General features: G+C 65.6%; 19 protein-coding genes. 17 read left to right on the top strand and 2 right to left on the bottom strand.

What is annotated here, in order from left to right:
* Window positions 1–90: 90 nt before the first annotated feature.
* The 8 genes from pgsA to XH83_RS05730 all read left to right on the top strand — a co-directional run bounded on the left by pgsA (window position 91) and on the right by XH83_RS05730 (window position 6,749).
* Window positions 91–708 carry a CDP-diacylglycerol--glycerol-3-phosphate 3-phosphatidyltransferase gene (gene pgsA / locus XH83_RS05765; protein WP_194406081.1) on the top strand — a complete coding sequence of 206 codons (618 nt, stop codon included), beginning with the start codon at window positions 91–93 and terminating at the stop codon, window positions 706–708.
* A complete protein-coding gene (gene moaD, locus XH83_RS05760; protein ID WP_194406080.1) occupies window positions 705–956 on the top strand; it encodes a molybdopterin converting factor subunit 1 in 252 nt (83 codons plus the stop codon). The genes pgsA and moaD overlap by 4 nt, the downstream gene beginning before the upstream one ends.
* 3 nt (window positions 957–959) lie before the next feature.
* Window positions 960–1,442 carry a molybdenum cofactor biosynthesis protein MoaE gene (locus XH83_RS05755; RefSeq protein ID WP_194406079.1) on the top strand — a complete coding sequence of 161 codons (483 nt, stop codon included), beginning with the start codon at window positions 960–962 and terminating at the stop codon, window positions 1,440–1,442.
* Entirely contained in the window at window positions 1,442–2,401 is a 960-nt protein-coding gene (gene prmB / locus XH83_RS05750) for a 50S ribosomal protein L3 N(5)-glutamine methyltransferase (protein WP_194406078.1), read from the top strand. The genes XH83_RS05755 and prmB overlap by 1 nt, the downstream gene beginning before the upstream one ends.
* 92 nt (window positions 2,402–2,493) lie before the next feature.
* The gene (locus XH83_RS05745) at window positions 2,494–3,081 is read left to right on the top strand and encodes a phage holin family protein (protein WP_194406077.1); all 588 of its coding nucleotides are present in this window, start codon (window positions 2,494–2,496) and stop codon (window positions 3,079–3,081) included.
* The gene (locus XH83_RS05740; protein ID WP_194406076.1) at window positions 3,081–4,211 is read left to right on the top strand and encodes a YihY/virulence factor BrkB family protein; all 1,131 of its coding nucleotides are present in this window, start codon (window positions 3,081–3,083) and stop codon (window positions 4,209–4,211) included. The genes XH83_RS05745 and XH83_RS05740 overlap by 1 nt, the downstream gene beginning before the upstream one ends.
* A 162-nt stretch (window positions 4,212–4,373) precedes the next feature.
* A complete protein-coding gene (locus tag XH83_RS05735; protein WP_194406075.1) occupies window positions 4,374–5,879 on the top strand; it encodes an EAL domain-containing protein in 1,506 nt (501 codons plus the stop codon).
* Window positions 5,880–5,894: 15 nt separating this feature from the next.
* On the top strand, window positions 5,895–6,749 hold the full coding sequence (locus tag XH83_RS05730; protein WP_028140142.1) for a TIGR01459 family HAD-type hydrolase: 855 nt from the start codon (window positions 5,895–5,897) through the stop codon (window positions 6,747–6,749).
* Window positions 6,750–6,950: 201 nt separating this feature from the next.
* On the opposite strand, the gene XH83_RS05725 is transcribed toward XH83_RS05730, so the two are convergent.
* Window positions 6,951–7,346 carry a response regulator gene (locus XH83_RS05725; protein WP_008567674.1) on the bottom strand — a complete coding sequence of 132 codons (396 nt, stop codon included), beginning with the start codon at window positions 7,344–7,346 and terminating at the stop codon, window positions 6,951–6,953.
* A gap of 229 nt (window positions 7,347–7,575) precedes the next feature.
* Between XH83_RS05725 and XH83_RS05720 the strand changes: the two genes are divergently transcribed.
* From XH83_RS05720 to arfB, 7 genes are all read left to right on the top strand, one after another.
* Window positions 7,576–8,559, top strand: coding sequence for a bifunctional riboflavin kinase/FAD synthetase (locus XH83_RS05720; RefSeq protein WP_194406074.1), 984 nt, complete (start codon window positions 7,576–7,578; stop codon window positions 8,557–8,559).
* A 207-nt stretch (window positions 8,560–8,766) separates the two neighbouring features.
* On the top strand, window positions 8,767–11,766 hold the full coding sequence (gene ileS, locus XH83_RS05715; protein ID WP_194406073.1) for an isoleucine--tRNA ligase: 3,000 nt from the start codon (window positions 8,767–8,769) through the stop codon (window positions 11,764–11,766).
* Between the two features lie 8 nt (window positions 11,767–11,774).
* Window positions 11,775–12,269, top strand: a complete 495-nt coding sequence (gene lspA / locus XH83_RS05710; RefSeq protein WP_194406072.1) for a signal peptidase II — start codon at window positions 11,775–11,777, stop codon at window positions 12,267–12,269.
* A 96-nt stretch (window positions 12,270–12,365) separates the two neighbouring features.
* Complete coding sequence (locus XH83_RS05705; RefSeq protein WP_194406071.1) at window positions 12,366–13,094, top strand: hypothetical protein; 729 nt, start codon at window positions 12,366–12,368, stop codon at window positions 13,092–13,094.
* 192 nt (window positions 13,095–13,286) lie between these two features.
* On the top strand, window positions 13,287–14,678 hold the full coding sequence (locus XH83_RS05700) for a pitrilysin family protein (RefSeq protein ID WP_194406070.1): 1,392 nt from the start codon (window positions 13,287–13,289) through the stop codon (window positions 14,676–14,678).
* Window positions 14,675–16,039, top strand: coding sequence for a pitrilysin family protein (locus XH83_RS05695; protein ID WP_194406069.1), 1,365 nt, complete (start codon window positions 14,675–14,677; stop codon window positions 16,037–16,039). The genes XH83_RS05700 and XH83_RS05695 overlap by 4 nt, the downstream gene beginning before the upstream one ends.
* Window positions 16,040–16,155: 116 nt before the next feature.
* The gene (arfB, locus tag XH83_RS05690; RefSeq protein WP_194406068.1) at window positions 16,156–16,572 is read left to right on the top strand and encodes an alternative ribosome rescue aminoacyl-tRNA hydrolase ArfB; all 417 of its coding nucleotides are present in this window, start codon (window positions 16,156–16,158) and stop codon (window positions 16,570–16,572) included.
* Between the two features lie 63 nt (window positions 16,573–16,635).
* Here the strand turns inward: arfB and XH83_RS05685 are convergent, their stop codons facing one another.
* Window positions 16,636–17,052, bottom strand: coding sequence for a hypothetical protein (locus XH83_RS05685; protein ID WP_246776417.1), 417 nt, complete (start codon window positions 17,050–17,052; stop codon window positions 16,636–16,638).
* Between the two features lie 193 nt (window positions 17,053–17,245).
* Here XH83_RS05685 and XH83_RS05680 point away from each other — a divergent pair, with 193 nt between their 5' ends.
* Window positions 17,246–17,632 carry a cytochrome c family protein gene (locus XH83_RS05680; RefSeq protein ID WP_194406067.1) on the top strand — a complete coding sequence of 129 codons (387 nt, stop codon included), beginning with the start codon at window positions 17,246–17,248 and terminating at the stop codon, window positions 17,630–17,632.
* A complete protein-coding gene (locus tag XH83_RS05675; protein ID WP_194406066.1) occupies window positions 17,633–18,028 on the top strand; it encodes a VOC family protein in 396 nt (131 codons plus the stop codon).
* Window positions 18,029–18,030 lie beyond the last annotated feature (2 nt).

Here is an 18,030-nt window from a genome sequence, read left to right as displayed (position 1 = left end):
GGGGCTGCGGTCATATGGTCGTCGCACCCCGCACCCCATCTGGGGAGCGGAACGGTTGACCTTCAGGCTTGAGCGGTATTGGTAGGACGAATGAACATCGCCACGACACGAGGGACCACCAGCCGCGCGATGTCCCTCCCGAACATCCTGACTTATGGCCGGATCGCCGCGATCCCGGTCGTGGTCGGATGCATCTATGCGCAGTCGATCCTGGATCAGCCGCTGTGGCTGCGCTGGGTCGCGGTCGCCATCTTCATCGCCGCCGCGGTGACCGATTACCTTGACGGCTATTATGCGCGTATCTGGAATCAGCAATCGGCCTTCGGCCGGATGCTCGATCCGATCGCCGACAAGCTCCTGGTCGCCTCGTGCCTCTTGATGCTGGCCGCCGACGGCATCATCCACGGCTGGTCGCTGTGGGCCGCCATCGTGATCCTGTGCCGCGAGATCCTGGTCTCGGGCCTGCGCGAATATCTCGCCGCGCTCCGCGTCAGCGTGCCCGTGACCAAGCTTGCGAAGTGGAAGACCACGGTCCAGCTGGTCGCGATCGGGTTCCTCCTTGCCGGCCCCGCCGGCGACGAGGTCGTGCCCGTCGTCTCGATGCTTGGCCTCGCGCTGCTCTGGGCCTCGGCGATCGTGACCATCTACACCGGCTACGATTATTTCCGCGCCGGCATCCATCACCTCATTAAGGAGGACGAGGGATGAAGGTGAAGTATTTCGCCTGGGTGCGCGAGCGCGTCGGCAAGGCGGAGGAGACCATCGAGCCGCCGGCGACCGTGCGCACCGTAGAGGAGCTGATCGCCTGGCTGTCCGGCCAGAGCGAGGCCTACGCCTACGCGTTCGAGAAGCCGAAGGTGATCCGCACCGCGATTGATCACACCCACGTCAAATCGGATGCCGCGATCGCGGGCGCCCGCGAGATCGCGTTCTTCCCGCCGATGACCGGCGGCTAGACCATGACGTCCCCTGTCGCCAGCTGCCCCGTCACTATCCGTATTCAGGAAGACGATTTTGACATTGCGCGCGAGATCGCGATCCTGACCGAGAGCCGCACCGATATCGGTGCGGTCGTGAGCTTCTCCGGCATCTGCCGCGCCGACGACGACAGCGCCAGGGTCGCGGCGCTGACGCTCGAACATTATCCGGGGATGGCCGAGGAAGAGATCAGGCGCCACGCCGACGAGGCCACATCGCGCTGGCCGCTCAACGGCGTCACCGTGATCCACCGCGTCGGCCGCTTCATGCCGGGCCAGAACATCGTGCTGGTGCTGACCGCCTCGCAGCATCGCCAGGCCGCGTTCCAGGCGGCCGAGTTCCTGATGGATTATCTCAAGACCAGCGCACCGTTCTGGAAGAAGGAAGAGAGCGCCTCCGGCACCGGCTGGGTCGAGGCCCAGGCCCGTGACGACGAGGCCGCCGCACGCTGGACCAAATCCTGATGGCAAGAGCTGCAAAAAAGACCGCGCGCGGCCGCGCTACGCCGAAGCTCGCGAAAGTGGGCCCCGGCGAGCTTGTCACGCTGTTCGATTTCGTCCGCTATGCCGTGAGCCGCTTTGTCGAGGCCGAACTCGCCTTTGCCCACGGCACGACCGACCCGGTGGCCGAAGCCGCGTTCCTGGTCGGCGAAGCGCTGCATCTCGATCCCGAGCAGTTCGAAGCCTTTGCCCACGCCCGCGTCACGGCTGCCGAGGGCAAGACCGTCCTCGATCTGATCCACCAGCGGATCACCACGCGCAAACCGGCCGCCTATCTCGTCAACAAGATCTACATGCGCGGCCTGCCCTTCTATGTCGACGAGCGGGTCATCGTTCCGCGCTCCTTCATCGGTGAGCTCCTGGATTCGCATTTCGGCAACGAAGGCGCTGCCGGATCGCTGATCGACGATCCCACGGAAGTCGAGCGCGTGCTCGATCTCTGCACAGGGTCGGGATGCCTTGCGATCCTCGCCGCACATCATTTCCCGAACGCCATGGTCGACGCCGTGGACATCTCCAAGGGCGCGCTCGAGGTTGCCGCCCGCAATGTCGGGGAGTTCGGGCTCGAGGACCGGATCAGCCTGTATCGCGGCGATTTGTTCGCCCCACTCGGCAACAACAGATACGATCTGATCATCACCAACCCGCCTTACGTCGATGCCGAAGGCATGGCGGCATTGCCGCCGGAATGCCGGGCCGAGCCCAAGCTCGCCTTCGACGGCGGCGCCGACGGCCTCGATGTGATCCGCCGGATCCTGCGCGAGGCGCCAGATCACCTGACGCCGGACGGCGGGCTGATCTGCGAGATCGGCCGCGGCCGGGACTTGGTCGACGAGGCCTTTCCGGAACTGCCGCTGCTCTGGCTCGACACCGAGGAGTCCGAGGGCGAGGTGTTCTGGATCGCGGCCGCCGATCTCGGCTGATTCATCAGGACGGACGGAGCTCCGTCGGAACAAGTCAAATTCGGCCACGTTCATCCTCCGAACGAATTTTCTCGCTCTCGGAGGATGTCCAGATGCTCGCGCCATCGGGCGAATTGCTGCGCGCCGGCATGGCGCTCAAGCTCAATCACGTCAAACGCGCCGCGCAATCCTATCTGCGTGACCAGACCAGCCAGGCCACCGGCAAGGTGACATCCTACGCAATGGCTGGCGGGCTGTTCGCGGTGGCTGGCCTGTTCGCCATCGCGGCATTCTTCGTCGGGCTGATCGCCCTGTACCGCTGGGTCGCCATCACCTACGGCCAGTTCTGGGGTTTCGGTGCCGTCGCGGGCGTGCTGCTGGTGCTGGCGGCGGTCTGCGCCGGTGTGGCGATGGCGCAGATGAAGCGCAAGGCCAGGCCGATTGTGCCACTTACCAGCCGGTTGCGCGTTGCCATCGCGACGCCGCGGATTCCGCGCGGAACGGTCAAGCAGGCCGTCAAGGAGGTCGCCACCACGATTCCCCTTGCGCCGCTCGCGCCCGGCGAGCGCCGCCATGGTGCAAGCGCTCGGCCGGCGTATACCAACCGCCCCGTGCAGCTCGGTCTGATGCTCGCGGCGATTGGATTGGCGGGGTTCACGGCGGCGCGGCGCAGGCGTCACGGTCATAGATTGGATGCCTGATGCTGGTGCGGCGCTCCGAGCAGATCGACTCCTGGCTGCTGGTGGCGGCGACGGCCGTCTTCGTGCTGACGGCGGAGCGCTACTTCCAGGACTCTGACCTGGTCAGATCGGGCCCGCCGCGGGACCACCGCAAGGGCGAGGCAAACTCACCGGAGACACACCCGGTGCGCGCCGCCGTGCAGCCCGGCCGCGGCCGTCATGCGAAGAGCCCTTTCGCAATCCCCTGGGCCGGCTGGAAGGACATCTTCTGGCGGACCTATCAGCGCGTCGACGAGGATCGCCTGCTCGCGACTGCAGGCGGTGTCGTCTTCTTCGGGCTGCTCGCGATCTTTCCGGCGGTGACGGCGCTGGTGTCCTCCTACGGCCTGTTCGCCGATCCCGCGACGATCAGCGCCAATCTGCACACGCTCGCGACCATGCTGCCTGAGGGCTCGTTCCAGATTGTCGAGGACCAGGTGGCCCGCGTGGTGTCGCATGGCAACACGACGCTCGGTGTCACCTTCCTGTTCGGCCTCCTGCTGGCGATCTGGAGCGCCAATGCCGGCGTCAAGGCGATCTTCGATGCCCTCAATGTCGCCTATGAGGAGCGTGAGAAGCGCGGCTTCATCAAGCTCAACATGGTGTCGCTCGCCTTTACAGTCGGCGGCATCGTGGCGCTGCTGCTGATGGTCGGGGTTGTCGTCGCCTTCCCGCTGGCGCTCAATCATCTCGGCATGGCGCCCGAAAGCAAGCTGATCGTGGCGCTGGCACGATGGCCGCTGATGTTCCTCATCCTGCTCGTGGCGCTCGCGATCCTTTACCGCTTCGCGCCGAGCCGCGATGCGCCGCGCTGGCAATGGCTGAGCCTCGGCGCCGTGGCCGCGGCGATCCTCTGGATCGCCGGTTCGGCGCTGCTGTCCTGGTATCTCTCGGAATTCGCCAATTACAATGCGACCTACGGCTCGCTCGGCGCAGCGATCGGCCTCATGACGTGGATGTGGATGTCGGCGATCGTCATCATGTTCGGCGCCGAGCTGAATTCGGAGATCGAGCGGCAGACGCTGAAAGACACGACCGAGGGGCCAGCCAAGCCGCTCGGCAGCCGCGACGCCGTCTCGGCCGACACCGTCGGCGCCGCCGCGCCGTCTTGACTCCCCACGGGCCTGAACTTGCAGGCCCGAGGCGCTATCCCCTCGAATCAACAATGATGTTAAGGTTGCGCGGCTTGGGGAAGCACGAGGCGTGACGCGATCGCATGGCGACCCGTGTTTTCCCGGGTGAGGCAGTCAGCTCTTAAAGGCGTAACGCGCGGCATGATTCGCATTTCGACGATCTTCATCGCCATCTGCATGGTTCTGGTCGCGGCCTCACTCGGGCTTGTCCTCTACGCCGTCGCCGGCATCAGCGGAACCGAATCCGCGATCGTGGCGCTGACCGCGCTGACCTTCCTGATCCTCTACAATGCGGTGTCGATGCGGCTGCGTGACCGCAGCGACGTCGGCGGCCAGATCGCCGACCTGTCGCGCGGCACGGCCGACCTCGCCCGCCAGGTGGCCGAGTTCGGCCGGCGGCTCGCCGCGATCGAGGGACGCATCGCCTCGTCCAATTCGACCAACTCCGACCGCATCCAGTCGGTGGTCGGCGAGATCAACGAGCTCGGCGGATTGGTCAGACAGCTCGCCACCACCGTGTCGGCCCATGAGGACATGCTGGCCGGCAGCGCGCCGGCGCCCGCCCCGGTCGCCAGATCCGAGTTCAAGTCCGAGCCGGAGGCGCCGATCGACCTGGTTGCGCCGTTCGAGGAGCAACCAGCCCCTCCTCCCCCGCTTCCCCCAGCACCGCCGCCTGCGCTGGCGCAGCCGCGGCCGGCGCCGGCGGTCCAGCACCCGAGCTCCAACCCGGTTCAGACGGCAGGTGAGCGCAACCAGACCCAATTGCTGGCGACGCTGCGCAACGCCATCGACGAGAACCGCATCGACATCTTCCTGCAGCCGATGGTGACGTTGCCGCAGCGCAAGGTGCGGTTCTACGAGGCGGTGACGCGCCTGCGCGACGAACGCGACCAGTTGATCGCAGCCGAGGAATTCATCAGCATCGCGGAGGCCTCCGGGCTGATCGGGCGCATCGACAACATGGTGATGCTGCGCTGTGTGCAGGTGCTGCGGCGCCTGATGGTGCGCAACAAGGAGGTCGGCGTGTTCTGCAACGTCGCCGCGTCCACGCTCGGCAATTCCACCACCTTCGCACAATGCCTCGACTTCCTCGAAGCCAACCGGGCGCTGGCGCCATCGCTGGTGCTGGAGTTCAAGCAATCGACGTTCCGCAATCTCGGCCCGGCCGAGACCGAGAATCTCGCCGCGCTGGCCCAGCGCGGCTTCCGCTTCTCGATCGACCACGTCACGGATCTCAGGATCGAGCCGCGCGAGCTGGCCGATCGCGGGGTGCGGTTCATCAAGGTGCCGGCGACGCTGCTGCTCGACCCCAGGCAGGCTTCGGCCTCGGACATCCATCCTTCCGACCTCTCCGACCTGCTCGGCCGCTTCGGCATCGACCTGATTGCCGAACGGATCGAAGGCGAGCGCGCGGTCGTGGACCTGCTCGATTACGACGTGCGGTTCGGCCAGGGCTTCCTGTTCGCGCCGCCCCGGCCATTGCGGCCGGAGGGGGCATCTGCTACCGGCGGGGCCTCGCCGAACCAGGACATTCAGGGATCCAATGGCTCCGCTTCCCCCAGCCAAGGCACGCAATCTGGCACGACGTCAGCCGCTTCTGCGGCCCAACGCATCACCGGCAACGCCGCGCTTGCGCGCCGCATCTGATCGGCCCCGCGCATCATGACCACGCTGCATTTCGCCGAAAGCCTGCGTGAGCTCGTGGGCGGCGTCGACGTCGTGCTGAGCGACATCTGGGGCGTCGTCCATAACGGCCTCGAATCCTTCCCCGAAGCTTGCGAAGCCTTGCACACTTATCGCAGCCGCGGCGGTACGGTGATCCTGATCACTAACGCACCGCGGCCGGCCGACTCCGTGCAGCGGCAATTGCGCAAGCTCGGCGTCGCCGACGAGACCTACGACGCCATCGTGTCTTCGGGCGACCTGACGCGGCTCTATGTCGCCGAGCATCCCGGCCGCAAGATGTTCTGGCTCGGGCCCGAGCGCGACAACTCGATCTATCGCGGCCTCGATGCAAAGACCGCTCCGTTGGAGGAAGCCGATTACATCGTCTGCACCGGCCTCTATGACGACGAGACCGAGACGGCGGAAGACTATCGCGGCATGATGCTGAAGGCCCGCGAGCGCAAGCTGACGCTGGTCTGCGCCAACCCCGACATCGTGGTGGAACGCGGCGACCGGCTGATCTACTGCGCCGGCGCCATCGCGGAGCTCTACCGGGAGCTCGGCGGCGAGGTGATCTTCTACGGCAAGCCGCATCGGCCGATCTACGAGCGCGCCATGGCGCTCGCCGGCGAACGCCAGGGCCACCCGATCGACCGGAAAAAGGTGCTGGCGATCGGCGATTCCGTCCGCACCGACTTAACCGGCGCGCGCGAGTTCGGCATCGACTGCCTGTTCGTGACCCGCGGCATCCATGCCGAGGAGTTCGAGGGCCTCGACCAGCTCGACCCGGCATCGGTGATGGAATTGTTCGGCCACCCGCCGAAGGCCTTGATGCGCGAATTGAAGTGGTGACGATCTAGCCGTCATCCCGGGATGGTCCGAAGGACCAGACCTCAGATACGCAATTGCGCATCGGGGGATCTCGAGACTCTCAGGTGTGCAATTGCGCACCATAGCTCGGTGCTCGCGCACCGCTCCGGAATGACGAATCCAACGCAAAAAGCCCGGGACCAGCCCGGGCTTTTCCGAATCACCTGATGGCTTCGAAGCGCGTTACGCGCTCGCCATGTCCGGGAAGACCGCCTCGATCTTGGTCTTCAGCGTCGCCGCATTGAACGGCTTGACGATGTAGTTGTTCACGCCGGCCTTCTTGGCCGCGATCACGTTCTCGGTCTTGGATTCGGCTGTGATCATGATGAAGGGCGTGGTGGCGAGGTTCGGATCCGCGCGCACTTCGCGCAACAGGTCGTAACCCGTCATCGGCTCCATGTTCCAATCGGAGATCACGAGCCCGTACTTCTTGCCGCGCATCTTGTTCAGCGCTGCCGAACCGTCGCTGGCATCATCGATGTTCTCGAAGCCAAGCTGCTTCAGCAGATTCCGGATGATACGGATCATGGTGCTGTAGTCATCCACCACCAGAACCGGCATCGACAAATCAACCGCCATCTCGACTCCCCCAACGCATACCCAGGAATATTACGATCGGACCTGCCGGGCCGGAGCCCGCCTGTTCCAGATGCAAGGACTAGCACCAAGGCGTTAAACAGCGCGTTAATTGGGGGCGCCCCGAAAGAACTGAAATTGCGTTCGATACGCCCCGCCCCCTTCCGCTTGACTTCATCGGGCCCGTCGCGCCACGGTCCCGGACGGTCCCGCCGGTTCGAGAATTCCCCTGATGGCCCCGCATTTTAACGTTATCCGCGACACCACGCCGAACTCCGCGATTCCAAGGGGCGCCGTGGTCGCCATGGGCAATTTCGACGGGGTCCATCTCGGTCACCGCGCCGTGATCGCCGCCGCCCTGGAAATGGGCCGGGCGCATGGCCGTCCTGCGCTGGCGCTGACCTTCGAGCCGCATCCAAGGCGGTTTTTCAGCCCCAACACCCCGCAGTTCCGCCTGACGGACGAACGGGCCAAGCTGCGGCTCCTGGCCGGGACAGGGCTTGCCGGCGCCGTGGTCATGACCTTCGACAAGGCGCGCGCCGGGACCAGCGCGCAAGATTTCATTCACCATGACCTGATCGGGCGGCTCGGCGTCAGCGGGATCGCGGTCGGCTACGACTTCCATTTCGGCAAGGGACGCGTCGGTTCGCCCAGCCTGCTGGTCAACGAGGCGCCCCGGCTCGGCATCGAGGTCGACGTGCAGCCGCATGTCGACATCGACGAGCGGCCGGTGTCCTCCAGCGCGATCCGGATCGCCCTCGCCGAAGGCCAGCTCGACGAGGCCACCACCATGCTGAGCGCGCCCTGGTTCATCACCGGCGAGGTGATCCACGGCGAGAAGCGCGGCCGCGATCTCGGCTACCCCACCGCCAATATCCGCCTGGACGCCAATTGCGGGCTGAAGCACGGCATCTATGCGGTGCGGGTCGGCCGCGGCCAAGGAAAGGATCAGGTGCGGCTCGACGGGGTCGCCAGCTTCGGCCGCCGCCCGACCTTCGACAACGGTGCCCCGCTGCTGGAAATCTTCCTGTTCGACTTCAAGGGCGACCTCTACGGGCAGGTGCTGGACTGCGCCTTCATCGGCTTCATCCGCGAGGAGCTGAAATTCGAGGGTATCGAGGCCCTGATCCGGCAGATGGACGACGATTCCGCCCGCGCCCGCGCCATCCTGGCCGCCGCTCCGGACGCGTTTCCGCGGCTCGGCGCCCTCGATTGAGGGCTGATCCCGGCCTTTCCCGAACCTTTGCGCTTCCTTTGGCCCCCTGCTATGGAGAGCCCATGTTTGCGCGGCGCATCATAGGGATTAGCGGCCCGGCTTCCGCCTGAGCCTAAAGGCTCGGCGCAAGACCGGGATTTTGGTCGTTTCACCCCCGCGATTCCGCATCGCCATCCGTTCCCGCGCCATTCCGAGCCAGTCAGCCCCATGTCCGAAAAGCCGCAAAAGTCCGACACCAAAGACTATTCGAAGACCCTGTTCCTGCCGCAGACCGAATTCCCGATGCGCGCCGGCCTGCCGCAGCGCGAGCCGGAGATCCTCAAGCGCTGGTACGAGATCGGCCTCTACGAGAAGCTGCGCCAAACCGCGAAGGGCCGCGCCAAATTCGTGCTGCATGACGGCCCGCCCTACGCCAACGGCAACATCCATATCGGCACGGCGCTGAACAAGATCCTCAAGGATCTCGTCACCAAGAGCCAGCAGATGCTCGGCTTCGACTCCAACTACGTGCCCGGCTGGGACTGCCACGGCCTGCCGATCGAGTGGAAGGTCGAGGAGGAGCACTATCGCAAGAAGGGCAAGCAGAAGCCCGACTTCCGCGACAGTGCCGCGATGATCGATTTCCGCCGGGAGTGCCGCGCCTACGCCACGCATTGGCTCGGCGTGCAGCGCGAGGAATTCAAGCGCCTCGGCGTCATCGGCGACTGGGACCATCCCTACGCCACCATGAGCTTCCCGGCCGAGGCCCAGATCGCGCGCGAGCTGATGAAGTTCGCCGCCAACGGCACGCTCTATCGCGGCTCCAAGCCGGTGATGTGGAGCGTGGTCGAGAAGACCGCGCTGGCCGAAGCCGAGGTCGAGTACGAGGACTACACCTCCGATACGGTGTGGGTGAAATTCCCGGTCACCTCCCCCGCGCACGGTGCCCTCGCCGCCGCAAGCGTCGTGATCTGGACCACCACGCCCTGGACGCTGCCCGGTAACCGCGCCATCTCGTTCTCGCCGAAGATCGCCTACGGCCTGTACAAGGTGACGGACGCGCCCGCCGACAATTGGACCAAGACCGGCGATCTCCTGATCCTCGCCGACGCACTGGCCGAAGAGGTCTTCAAGCAGGCGCGCGTGAGTGCTTACGAGAAGGTTCGCGACGTCCCCGGCGACACCATGGACGCGATCGAATGCGCCCATCCGCTCAAGGGGCTTGCCGGCGGCTACGACTTCATCGTGCCGCTGCTGCCCGGCGACCACGTCACCGACGACACCGGTACCGGCTTCGTGCACACCGCGCCCGGCCATGGCCGCGAGGACTTCGATGACTGGATGGCGCAGGCGCGCGACCTCGATGCGCGCGGCATCAATACGGCGATCCCCTACACCGTCGACGAGAACGGCGGCTACACCGATCATGCGCCGGGTTTTGCCGGCAAGCGTGTCATCAACGACAAGGGCGAGAAGGGCGATGCCAACGAGGCCGTGATCAAGGCGCTCGTCGAACGCGGCATGCTGCTCGCCCGCGGCCGGCTGAAGCATCAATACCCGCACTCCTGGCGCTCCAAGAAGCCGGTGATCTTCCGCAACACGCCGCAATGGTTCATCGCCATGGACAAGGACGTGGCGCAGAGCGGCAAGGCCAAGAGCGGCGACACGCTGCGCGCCCGCGCGCTGCACGCGATCTCGGTGACGCAATGGGTGCCGCCGTCGGGCGAGAACCGCATCAACGGCATGATCGAGGCGCGGCCCGACTGGGTGATCTCGCGCCAGCGCGCCTGGGGCGTGCCGATCGCCGTGTTCGTGCGCGAGAAGGGCGACGGCTCCGCCGAGATCCTGCAGGACGAGGCGGTCAACGCCCGCATCGGCGAAGCCTTCGAGAAGGAAGGCGCCGACGCCTGGTACGCGACGGGCGCGCGCGAGCGCTTCCTGGGATCGCGCGCGAGCGAGGATTGGCAGAAGGTCGACGACATTCTCGACGTCTGGTTCGATTCCGGCTCGACCCACGCCTTCGTGCTCGAAGACCCCGTGCAGTTTCCCGGGCTCGCCGGCATCAAGCGCAAGGTCGACGGCGGCACCGACACGGTGATGTACCTCGAGGGCTCGGACCAGCATCGCGGCTGGTTCCACTCCTCGCTGCTGGAAAGCTGCGGCACGCGCGGCCGCGCACCCTACGACATCGTGCTGACCCACGGCTTCACCCAGGCCGAGGACGGCCGCAAGATGTCGAAGTCGCTCGGCAACACCATCGAGCCGCAGGCGGTCATCAAGGAATCCGGCGCCGACATCCTCCGGCTCTGGGTCGCGTCCTGCGACTACACCGACGACCAGCGCATCGGCCCCGAGATCCTGAAGAACACGGTCGAGACCTACCGCAAGCTGCGCAACACCGTGCGCTGGATGCTCGGCACGCTGCATCATTACAAGCCGGCTGAGGCCGTCGCCCCCGCCGACATGCCCGAGCTCGAGCGGCTGATGCTGCACGAGCTCGCGATGCGCGCGGCCGCCGTCGACAAGGCCTATCGCGAGTTCGACTACAAGACCGTGGTCGCGACCCTCTCCGCCTTCCTCAACAGCGAGCTCTCCGCGTTCTATTTCGACATCCGCAAGGACACGCTGTATTGCGATCCGCCGTCCTCGCTGACGCGCAAGGCGGCGCTGACCACGATCGACCTGTTGTGCACCTCGATCCTGAAGTGGTTGGCGCCGATCCTGAGCTTCACCGCGGAGGAAGGCTGGCGCATGTACCGGCCCGACGCCGAGCCGTCGGTGCACCTGACGCTGTTCCCGACGGATCTCGAAGGCTTCCGCGACGACAAGCTCGCCGCGAAGTGGGAGACGATCCGCAACGTGCGCCGCGTCGTCACCGGCGCGCTCGAGCTCGAACGCGCCGCCAAGAACATCGGCTCGTCGCTGGAGGCGTCGCCCGTGATCTATGTCGCGGACCGCGCGATGCTGGCGACGCTGTTCGACATCGACCTGGCTGAAGTCTGCATCACCTCGAATTACGAGGTGCGCGAGGGCGAGGCGCCGGCTTCGGCGTTCCGTCTCGATGCCGTGCCCGGTGTCGCGGTCGTGGTGGAGAAGGCGGTCGGCACCAAATGCGCCCGCTCCTGGAAGATCTCCCCGATGGTGGGCGAAGACGCTGAATATCCCGACGTCACCCCGCGCGATGCCAAGGCGCTGCGCGAATGGAAGGCGTTGGGGGTAGCGGTCTGATTCCGGCCATGTCCCCGCTCGGCGCCGGCATCCTCGCGGCATTGGCGACCCTCGTGGCCGACCAGGCCTCGAAGCTCTGGCTGCTGAACGGGTTCGACCTCGCCCGCCGCGGGGTCGTGAAGGTGACGCCGTTCTTCGATTTGGTGCTGGCCTGGAATATCGGCATCAGCTTCGGCTGGCTGCAGAACGACGGCCAGGCCGCGCAGCTCGCGCTGATGGCCGTCAAGGTCATCGCCGTGGTCGCCCTGGCGATCTGGATGGCCCGTTCGCAAACCCGGCTTGCGACCGTCGCCCTGGGGCTGATCATCGGCGGCGCCATCGGCAACGGCATCGACCGCCTGGCCTATGGCGCGGTGGTCGATTTCGCGCTGTTCCACATCGAGATCGGCGGAAATACCTATAATTGGTATGTGTTTAACCTCGCGGACGTGGCGATCGTTGCTGGGGTGGCGGGGCTATTGTATGATTCCTTCCTGGGGGTACCCGCCGCAAAAGCGCCCTGATCCCGGCCGATACGGACCGGCAGGTGGAACCCGGCTTTTGCGAGGGGGCGGCCGCGTTTGAGCGGCAATCTGCCACAATATGGAACAGGTACAGTAATGCGCAGCTCGAAGACCAGCGGTTCGATGGTTCGAGACCCCCAATCGGGGTTCTGGCAGGCGTTGAAATTGTCCGCTGCCGTACTCGGCGTCGGTCTCGTCGTCATGTCGGCTGGTGCGGCCCGCGCCGGTGACGACGACGATGAAGATGACGGCATGACCTTCGAAGAGAAGATCATCGACAATCTGATGTCCGGCATCGGCGCCAAGAGCATGGAGAAGAAGGGCATCGAATACCGCGAGCGCTCGCCGCTGGTCGTGCCGCCCAAGCTCGATCTGCCGCCGCCTGCGACCGAAGCCAAGGCTGCGCCGAACTGGCCCAAGGATCCCGAGGAAAAGCGCCGCAAGGAAGCCATCGCCGCGCGCAGGAAGGCGACCAAGGAAACCGAGAACTGGCAGGCCGCCCGACAGCTGACGCCCGCCGAGATGAAGGCCGGCCAGGTCGCCGCCGCCCCCCGGACCAGCAATGATCCGATCCAGCCGGGCACCAACGGCAATCCGTCGCTCAGCCCCGCCGAGCTCGGCTTCTCCGGCGGCCTGTGGAATATGATGAAGGGCGGCAACGCCACCGAAGAGAAGAAATTCACCAGCGAACCGCCGCGACAGTCGCTGGTCGAGCCGCCCGCGGGCTATCAGACGCCTTCGCCGAACTACGCCTATGGCGCCGGACCGGACAAGACACGGCGGACCTATTTCGACATCATGTCGGGCAAGGACAAGGAACAATAGCGTTCCTGTCTCATAGAAGCGGCCCCGAAGCCGGCGTGTCATGCACGCCGGCCGCAGTCCATAAATTGCCTATCAGTAACTTGCCACCGCGTTGAGTTCTCTGCTTCGTGACGCGAAGCCTCAGCCGCACGGTGTACCATGCCGTGCCTTTCGAGCCGGACATCCGGACTCGGCCTTTCACTAGGGATCATGATGTCCGCAAACCGATCGGCTGCCTGCCTCCTTGCCGCGCTGCTTTCGACCAGTGCCCTGACAGCGGGCGCGGCCCTCGCCCAGACCACGGTCACATCCGCCCCGCCCGCCAGCTTCACGCTTCCCAACGGCATGCAGGTCGTGGTGATTCCCGATCACCGCACCCCCGTCGTCACTGAGATGATCTGGTACAAGGTCGGCTCGGCCGACGAGACGCCGGGCAAGTCCGGGCTCGCGCACTTCCTCGAGCATTTGATGTTCAAGGGCACCTCGAAGCATCCCGTCGGCGAATTCTCCCAGACGGTGCTCCGCGTCGGCGGCAACGAGAACGCTTCGACCTCGGTCGACTACACCAATTACTACCAGCGTGTGCCGAAAGAGCAGCTGCCGACCATGATGGAGTTCGAGGCCGACCGTATGACCGGCCTGATCCTCAAGGACGAGAACGTGCTGCCCGAGCGCGACGTGGTGCTCGAAGAATACAACATGCGCGTCGCCAACAATCCGGACGCGCGGCTGAACGAGCAGATCATGGCCGCGCTCTATCTCAATCATCCCTACGGCCGTCCGGTGATCGGCTGGCATCAGGAGATCGAGAAGCTCGATCGCGAGGACGCGCTTGCCTTCTACCGCCGCTTCTATGCGCCGAACAACGCGATCCTGGTGATCGCCGGCGACGTCGAGGCCGCCGACATCCGCCCGCTGGTCGAGCGCAATTTCGGCGCGATCCCGGCGCAGCCTGCGATCCCGGCACGCCGTGTCCGCCCGCAGGAGCCGGAGCCCGCTGCCCCGCGCACCGTCACGCTGGCCGACCCGCGCGTCGAGCAGCCGAGCATGCGCCGCTATTATCTCGTGCCCTCGGCGACCACGGCCGCGGCCGGTGAGAGCGCGGCCCTCGACGTGCTGGCGCAGCTGATGGGCAGCGGCAGCAATTCCTATCTCTACCGCGCGCTCGTCGTCGACAAGCCGCTCGCGATCTCCGCCAATGCCAGCTATTCGAGCATCTCGCTCGACCCGACCCAGTTCGCGATCTCCGCGGCGCCGAAGCCCGGCGTCAGCTTTGCCGACGTCGAGCAGGCGGTCGACGGCGTCATCGCCAACGTCGCGCAAAACCCGATCCGCGCCGAGGACCTGGAGCGTGTGAAGACCCAGCTCATCGCGGAAGCGATCTACGCCCAGGACAACCAGGCGGTGCTGGCACGCTGGTATGGCGGCGCGCTGACCACGGGCCTGTCGATCGAGGACATCAGGAGCTGGCCCGACCGCATCCGCGCGGTCACCGCCGAGCAAGTCCGTGCCGTCGCGCAGAAATGGCTCGAGAAGAAGCGCTCGGTCACGGGCTATCTGATCAAGGATACCGCGACGACCAAGCGCGAGGAGAAGCGTTCGTGACCTATCCCTTCCTTCGACGCATTGCATTCTCTCTCGCCTCCGGCGCGGCACTCGCGCTGGCCGCGGTGACGCCGTCGCTGGCCGCTGCCAAGATCCAGCACCTGACCTCGCCGGGCGGCATCGAAGCCTGGTTCGTGCAGGACGCGACCGTGCCGCTGATCGCCATGGAATATTCCTTTGCCGGCGGCTCGGCGCAGGATCCCAAGGACAAGCCGGGCGTCGCCAATCTGGTCGGCGATCTGCTCGACGAAGGCTCCGGCGACCTCGATTCCAAGACCTTCCACGAGCGGCTCGACCGCCGCGCCATCGAGCTCTCCTTCAGCGCCACCCGCGACACCTTCCGCGGCAGCCTGCGCATGCTGCGTGACAACAAGGACGAGGCCTTCGACCTCTTGCGCAGCGCACTGACCTCGCCGCATTTCGACACCGCCGATGTCGAGCGCATCCGCTCGCAGGTCATCTCCGGCCTGCGCCGCGAGACCACCAACCCGACCTCGCTGGCGAGCCGCAAATTCCTCGAGGTCGCCTTCGGCGATCATCCCTACGGCCGGCAGAGCAACGGCAACCTCGACAGCGTGCCGACCATCACGGTCGCCGACATGAAGGACTATGTCGGCCGCGTGCTTGCCAAGGATGGGCTCAAGATCGCAGTCGTCGGCGACGTCGATCCGGCGACGCTCGGCAAGCTGCTCGACCACACCTTCGGCAGCCTCCCCGCCAAGGCCAACCTCACGCCGGTCCCCGACGTCGAGGCCGCAAAGCCGCCGCAACGCGCCTTCGTGACCCTCGACGTGCCGCAGACCGTGATCACCTTCGGCGGTCCCGGGGTGAAGCGCAGCGATCCCAACTTCATGGCCGCCTATGTCGTCAACCACATCCTCGGCGGCGGTGGATTGTCCTCGCGCCTCTATCGCGAGGTCCGCGAGAAGCGCGGCCTCGCCTATTCCGTGTTCGAATCGCTGCTCTGGATGCAGCATTCGGCGGTGTTCATCGGCAATACCGGCACGCGCGCCGACCGTGCCAGCGACACGATCGAGGCCATCGACAAGGAAGTCCGTCGCATTGCCGAGGAAGGCCCCACGCAGAAGGAGCTCGACGAGGCCAAGTCCTACCTCAAGGGCTCGCAGATGCTGGCGCTCGACACCTCCTCCAAGCTGGCGCAGGCGCTGCTGCAGTACCAGCAGGACAAGCTGCCGATCGACTATATCGAGAAGCGCAACGCCATCGTCGACGCCGTGACGCTGGACGACGCCAAGGCCGCCGCCAAGCGCCTCTGGGGCCAGGGCCTCCTGACCGTCGTCGTCGGCCGCGCCCCGCAGGCCGCGGCACAGCCGGCCGCTCCGGCGACGAAGTCGAACTGAGACCTCCAACGTCGACTGCAATGGCCGGGCTCGCCCCGGCCATTTGCGTTTTCAGCATGCACCATTGCCGAAATCTGACGTCCGCGATATGTCCGGACATCACAGATGGTGCCATCATGCTGCGGATATCCCGCGATCTCGTCATCGACGAGGACGACATCGAGATCGGCTTTGTCCGCGCCTCCGGCCCGGGCGGGCAGAACGTCAACAAGGTCTCGACCTCGGCCCAGCTGCGCTTCGACACGCGCAAGCTGACGATCCCGGAGGACGCGGCGATCCGGCTCGCCCGCATCGCCGGCCAGCGCATGACCAAGGACGGCGTGATCGTGATCCACGCCCAGCGCTTCCGCACCCAGGAGCGCAATCGACAGGACGCCATCGATCGGCTGGTCGACATCCTGAGCGAGGCGATGGTGCGGCCGAAGCCGCGGCGCGCGACAAAGCCGACTTTCGGGTCCAAGCAACGCCGGCTCGACGGCAAAAAGCGCCGCAGCGACGTCAAGGCCGGACGCGGCCGGAGCTTCGACGATTAGCAGGCGCAGCCGAAAAAACTCCGGCCGCGAGGCGACCGGAGTTTAGCCGCTTCACCGGCGGGATCAGTAGCGCTTGGATGGAGCTGCGCCGCCCGTCGCCGCATCGTCGGCGGTTCCCTTGTGCGCAGCGCTGCCCGTGGTGCCGACCGTACCTTTGGTGCCCTTGGTCGACTTCATGCCGGTCTTCTCGCCCGCGGCGCCCGGCTGAGCATTCATCTCGTCATCGCCGCTGCCCATCGTGCTGCCTTGCATGGGTTTGCTTTGCACGGTGCCGCCCGGCTTGGCGGTCGGGGGTGCGCTCTGCGCGAGAACGGGCGTCGCAATAAGGGCCGACAGAGCGCATGCGATCATCGAGGTCTTCACCAACTTCATCCATTTCTCCTGGATTTTCGCGCGATGAATGGCTCGGCCGTTCTCGACGCCGCTTGCCTGCGCCGACCCATCGCATCGCATAAAGTCATTAAGCGGCGCGAACGCCATGCAATGCGCCTCGTGTGGTGATCGTTTAGGGATTTGACGGCGGTTTCGCGGAATTGTGCTCCGCATATAAGGCGGCGTGGAACACCACGCGCCGCGAGCAACTCCGCTCGCCGCAAAACAGCCCGCTACTACCACAGCCCATCTGACGCCGCCTAGAGTTGCGCAGGTTGATGTGGATGGGCGGCTCCTGACGATGCGCGCGATCGTGCTGGGATTGTGCACCGCGATGGTGCTGGTGGTGCGGACGGCGGACGCGCAAATGCCCTTGCCGGCCGCAAAGCCGCCGGATGGCGTAACGCTCTTCAAGCAGCAATGTGCGGTCTGCCACACGTTGAATTCGTCTGAACCGATGCGGCAAGGCCCGCCGCTGATGAAAGTCGTCGGACGTCCTGCCGGCAAGGCTGAAGGTTTCAAGTACTCGGAGGCCCTGTCGAAAGCCGACTTCGCCTGGGATGAATCCCGGCTCGACGCCTGGCTGACCAATCCACAAGCGGTCATTCCCGGTGCGGTCATGGCTTATCGGCAGGCCAAGCCGGAGACGCGCGCTGCCATCATCACTTATCTGAAGGAGCAGAACTGAATGGCAAAGCCGGTCCATTCCATGATCCGTGTGCTGGATGAAGCGCGCTCGCTCGATTTCTACCAGCGTGCCTTCGGCCTGGAAGTCGCCGACCATCTGAAGTTCGCGGACTTTGCCTTGATTTATCTGCGTCATCCCTCCTCACCTTTCGAGGTCGAGCTGACGGTGAACTTCGATCGCAAGGAGCCATACGCGCTCGGCGACGGCTACGGCCATCTCGCCGTAGTGGTGGAGGATCTCGATGCCGAACATGCTCGCTTCGAGCGCGAGAAGCTCGCACCAGGGCCGCTGCGCGACTTCAAGCACGACGGCAGGACGTTGGCGCGCTTCTTCTTCGTCAGTGATCCCGATGGCTACAAGATCGAGGTGATCCAGCGCGGCGGACGCTTCGGCTAACC

Source organism: Bradyrhizobium sp. CCBAU 53351 (assembly GCF_015291745.1).
Taxonomy (GTDB): Bacteria; Pseudomonadota; Alphaproteobacteria; order Rhizobiales; family Xanthobacteraceae; genus Bradyrhizobium.
Note: the sequence above shows the minus strand (reverse complement) of the source record. Positions and strands in the feature narration are given on the sequence as shown.

Excerpts from the sequence above, each read along its gene's own strand:
- pgsA (WP_194406081.1), top strand. The coding sequence starts at position 91 with ATGAACATCGCCACGACACGAGGGACCACCAGCCGCGCGATGTCCCTC.
- moaD (WP_194406080.1), top strand. The coding sequence starts at position 705 with ATGAAGGTGAAGTATTTCGCCTGGGTGCGCGAGCGCGTCGGCAAGGCG.
- XH83_RS05755 (WP_194406079.1), top strand. The coding sequence starts at position 960 with ATGACGTCCCCTGTCGCCAGCTGCCCCGTCACTATCCGTATTCAGGAA.
- prmB (WP_194406078.1), top strand. The coding sequence starts at position 1,442 with ATGGCAAGAGCTGCAAAAAAGACCGCGCGCGGCCGCGCTACGCCGAAG.
- XH83_RS05745 (WP_194406077.1), top strand. The coding sequence starts at position 2,494 with ATGCTCGCGCCATCGGGCGAATTGCTGCGCGCCGGCATGGCGCTCAAG.
- XH83_RS05740 (WP_194406076.1), top strand. The coding sequence starts at position 3,081 with ATGCTGGTGCGGCGCTCCGAGCAGATCGACTCCTGGCTGCTGGTGGCG.
- XH83_RS05735 (WP_194406075.1), top strand. The coding sequence starts at position 4,374 with ATGATTCGCATTTCGACGATCTTCATCGCCATCTGCATGGTTCTGGTC.
- XH83_RS05730 (WP_028140142.1), top strand. The coding sequence starts at position 5,895 with ATGACCACGCTGCATTTCGCCGAAAGCCTGCGTGAGCTCGTGGGCGGC.
- XH83_RS05725 (WP_008567674.1), bottom strand. The coding sequence starts at position 7,346 with ATGGCGGTTGATTTGTCGATGCCGGTTCTGGTGGTGGATGACTACAGC.
- XH83_RS05720 (WP_194406074.1), top strand. The coding sequence starts at position 7,576 with ATGGCCCCGCATTTTAACGTTATCCGCGACACCACGCCGAACTCCGCG.
- ileS (WP_194406073.1), top strand. The coding sequence starts at position 8,767 with ATGTCCGAAAAGCCGCAAAAGTCCGACACCAAAGACTATTCGAAGACC.
- lspA (WP_194406072.1), top strand. The coding sequence starts at position 11,775 with ATGTCCCCGCTCGGCGCCGGCATCCTCGCGGCATTGGCGACCCTCGTG.
- XH83_RS05705 (WP_194406071.1), top strand. The coding sequence starts at position 12,366 with ATGCGCAGCTCGAAGACCAGCGGTTCGATGGTTCGAGACCCCCAATCG.
- XH83_RS05700 (WP_194406070.1), top strand. The coding sequence starts at position 13,287 with ATGTCCGCAAACCGATCGGCTGCCTGCCTCCTTGCCGCGCTGCTTTCG.
- arfB (WP_194406068.1), top strand. The coding sequence starts at position 16,156 with ATGCTGCGGATATCCCGCGATCTCGTCATCGACGAGGACGACATCGAG.
- XH83_RS05685 (WP_246776417.1), bottom strand. The coding sequence starts at position 17,052 with ATGGCGTTCGCGCCGCTTAATGACTTTATGCGATGCGATGGGTCGGCG.
- XH83_RS05680 (WP_194406067.1), top strand. The coding sequence starts at position 17,246 with ATGCGCGCGATCGTGCTGGGATTGTGCACCGCGATGGTGCTGGTGGTG.
- XH83_RS05675 (WP_194406066.1), top strand. The coding sequence starts at position 17,633 with ATGGCAAAGCCGGTCCATTCCATGATCCGTGTGCTGGATGAAGCGCGC.